The following is a 3,495-nucleotide window of genomic DNA, read 5'->3' as shown; positions in this document are numbered from 1 at the left end:
CTTTATTAGATTTCATAAATTCTTCGAAATCAGTTTGCATTATTCTTTTATAAGACCAAACCATTCCGGTCTTTTCTGAAACATATTCACAGTACCTTTCTACCGCCTGGTCTTTTTTGTCGGTGTCTTCGTATTCTCTTCCTTTAGTTTCTATTATCCAGTTTACATATTTACCTTCATCCTTTTGAACAGCCACAAAATCTGGCCAATAGAACCTAATTGCTCCTCTTGAACTGAGATAATCAATTTCAAATTTGCCTGCAAGTGCTGCAAATTTCTCTATATCGTCACATCTATCAAGAAATTTTGCAAATTCTTCTTCAAAGTCATTATATGCCGCAACAAAATTAAAAACTGTTTTCTCGCAACGAGGATGGTTTCGACGCCAAATAAAAGGAGGAATGGTAGAGAGTTTTAGACTCTCTTTTTCAATAGTGATTTCCTTTTTCTCTACTGAGGCTTTGCCTATTTCTCTTGCAAGAAGATCTATAATTGCCTGTTGTATAGAAATGTCATTTAACTGTTTTCTCAGCTTTTCATCATCTACATCGTTAATCTTGACTTCAAAGCACTTAGAAAGAATATACCCCTCAACAATAGGGTAAAGACTACTAAATACATTGGTTAATCTCGCTCTTTTCATTACTTCATTAGTTATGTAGGAAATAATTTCCCTACCAGATGGAAGCACTTTTGGCTCAATTCCAGTGCTATGCACTTCGGTCTCAGTGATAGGAAATTCCATCCTAAGTAATATTTTTCTTTGTTCGTCAAGTTTGTCAGATGAGTAAAGCGAAGGAATATCCTTGAGGCTGATATCCTCTATTTTTTTGTAATTACGCTCATAATTAAGACCGGTTCGAGGGATTTCAATATCATACTTGAATCTTGAAATTTCTGGCGCAATAGTCACTGAAAGTGGAGGAGGATTTTTTGTTATATTAATAGCAACACCCTCCTTTTCAAGTTCCTTGACGAATTGCTCAAATGCTTTTGTTCCTATAACTTCAAGCGTTTGGGTATAGTCTCCTATACCTTCACCTCTCATAAGCCTTAGTCCTCTTCCAACAGCTTGCTCTGGAAGAATTTGTGCCTTCGAAGTAAAAGGTCTTAATCCTAATACAACAACAACTCCCTGGACATCCCATCCCTCTCTTAGCATCATATTACTAACGATTATTTTTACCTTATTATCTGGTTCATCTATTTTTCTAACTATCTCTCTAAGTCTAACTAACTCTCTCTCAGAAATTTTTATTTCTGTTTCTTTTTTCTCATTAATTTTAGATTCCACATGGATAACAACAACTTCTTCATCAGGATCCTTTAACCCTAAGTCCTTCCTTTTTCTTATTGCTTCAGCAATTTTATCTGCGTAATCATTCTTCTCGACCATAATAAAAAGAACAGGCTTTTTGCCAACTTTTGTGTATACATTGTAGTGTTCTCTCCATCTTTCGAGGGCTGCAGTTATCCAATCACCATACTTCTGGATTACATTATCAGAGGTAATGTCTTCAGGATCCTCTTTATCCACTCGATGAACAATTAAAGGTACTTTTACAATTCTATCCTCAACCGCTTGAGCAAGCGGATAGTCGACTATTATCCACGGGAAATATGTTCCTGTTTGAGTCTTGGGAGTAGCAGAAAAATCAAGCCAGAGATCAATGCCGTTAGGCAAAGATTTATGAATTTTCATAAGAGTTTTGTGCCATTCAAGATCTTCATCGTGAACATGATGAGCCTCATCATTTATTACCAAGAGATTATCAAGTTGTTTTATTTTTTCAATTAAAGGAACTGGAGTTTTAGCAAGGTCTTTTTGTGGCTTTTTCCCAAGAATAATTTCTGCAATATTCTTAGTCGATTTTTCTTCCTGCTTTTGTTCGTATAATTGCTGAATGTTATTCACTATTAGATTACCAGAAGGATTCAAAGGTGAATCATCCCCTCTTAGTGTAACCTTCACATCAAAAAGGGATTTCCACGGAGGTGGAATAAGAGGTAGTTTGTGAAAAATCTTTTTGCTTTGAAAATCATTAGCAAGTCTTTCATAAACAATAACATTAGGCGCTACAATTAGAAAATTATTTGGAAATCTTGAATCTTTCTCCCTAAGATTATTAAAGTACGACCACACAATGACCATAGCCATAACGTATGTTTTTCCAGAACCGGTAGCCATTTTAAAAGCATACCTGAGTAAGTTTTCTTCGGGAAGATCCTGTTCGCCTTCTTGTTGAAGTTCAGGGAAATAGCGAACTAATTTCCTTGTACCGTCAACATTTTCAACAATCTGAACAGCCTCTTCAAATAAATCCTTCCTAAAGTTTTCAGCATACTCTGTTATCACAGGTTTAAGATCGTTAAACTTTTTTACCTCAAAAAGGTAAATAAGAGTTTCAATAGCCTCCCTTTGACAAAACCAGAATTTAAAAGGTGCCCCATCTACTATATGATCATTATAAAACCAGTAATTTAGAAGCTCTTTAGTAGTGTTTGATACGCCAGGGTAGTCATTCTTTCTCCAATCACCTACCTCTTTTCTAAGTTTGTTTACGAGGAGCATCTTGCTTGGTCTTCTACCTTCAACAACCTTATATGAGTTTTCTCCATCTTTAACAAGATACGCTGCAGGTTCTTCCGACGGATCTCTATCCTCTATATAAGGTAAAGTTTTGTCATACTGAATCCAGGTCTTCGGAGAATCCCCCATTATTTCACCTCCACATCAAAAATCTGTGAAGTGTCAATTCCAAAAATGTCAATTACTTTAACAAAAATCTTGTAATTTCCTGGCTTATCGTAATTATAAGGACTAGTTACCAATTGCAAAGTCCTATTCTTCTTTGTTCTATAAGAAGTCCAGGTGTTATTAAATGTATTGTTCTTAAAATCAAAATCAACTGCCCAATAGTCAATCCAGTCACTCCATTTAGTTATTTTATTCTTCACATCCTCAGGGATAAGATCGGTATGAGGAATTACAAAATCCTTCAACTCAACCGTTACAGCTCTTTTTTCTTTCTTAATATCAACTTTAAAGTGAGCAAGTTCGAAGAATCTTATATCTCCTTTTCTTACTGCCTCATCATCTAAAACTTCTTTTGGTATTATTCTCAGTTTTAATTTAATGCCTTCGTTCTTGGCAATCTCATCAATAGCATCATTAAGCCCCATTTCCCACTCCCAGCCTAAGATATGGAGCTCTTTCTGACCCGCTAACTTACATTCTTTCATGGCGTCGATGCACTCCTGGATAGTCACGGGAGAATCCACCGCGCCAACGTAAACAAGGGCAGAGTCTTTCTTACCATGAATACGAGAGAAGCCAGAGACAGGTTCGGCCCCGTAAAGTTTCAGGATAAAAGCAAGGTATTCGTATAAAACTTGTTTTTCATCCTTATTGTTGAAAGTTTTTACCTGCCAGAGCTGGCGCTCATATTTACCAAGATTCAAAATTTCAAACGGTTTTGCTTTCTGGCCATATTT

At 36.1% G+C, this 3,495-nt stretch carries 2 protein-coding genes; both read right to left on the bottom strand.

Going from position 1 to position 3,495, the window contains the following annotated elements:
• A partial coding sequence (locus JHC30_05645; protein ID MCI4463638.1) for a DEAD/DEAH box helicase family protein occupies nucleotides 1–2,719 on the bottom strand: 2,719 nt, incomplete at its 3' end.
• The coding region (locus tag JHC30_05640) for a hypothetical protein (protein MCI4463637.1) at nucleotides 2,719–3,495 on the bottom strand (777 nt) is incomplete at its 5' end. The genes JHC30_05645 and JHC30_05640, both read right to left, overlap by 1 nt.

Origin of the sequence: Caldisericum sp. (assembly GCA_022759145.1) — a bacterium.
Taxonomy (GTDB): Bacteria; Caldisericota; Caldisericia; order Caldisericales; family Caldisericaceae; genus Caldisericum.
The sequence above is the reverse complement of the archived record's forward strand: the minus strand, read 5'-3'. Positions and strand labels throughout refer to the sequence as shown.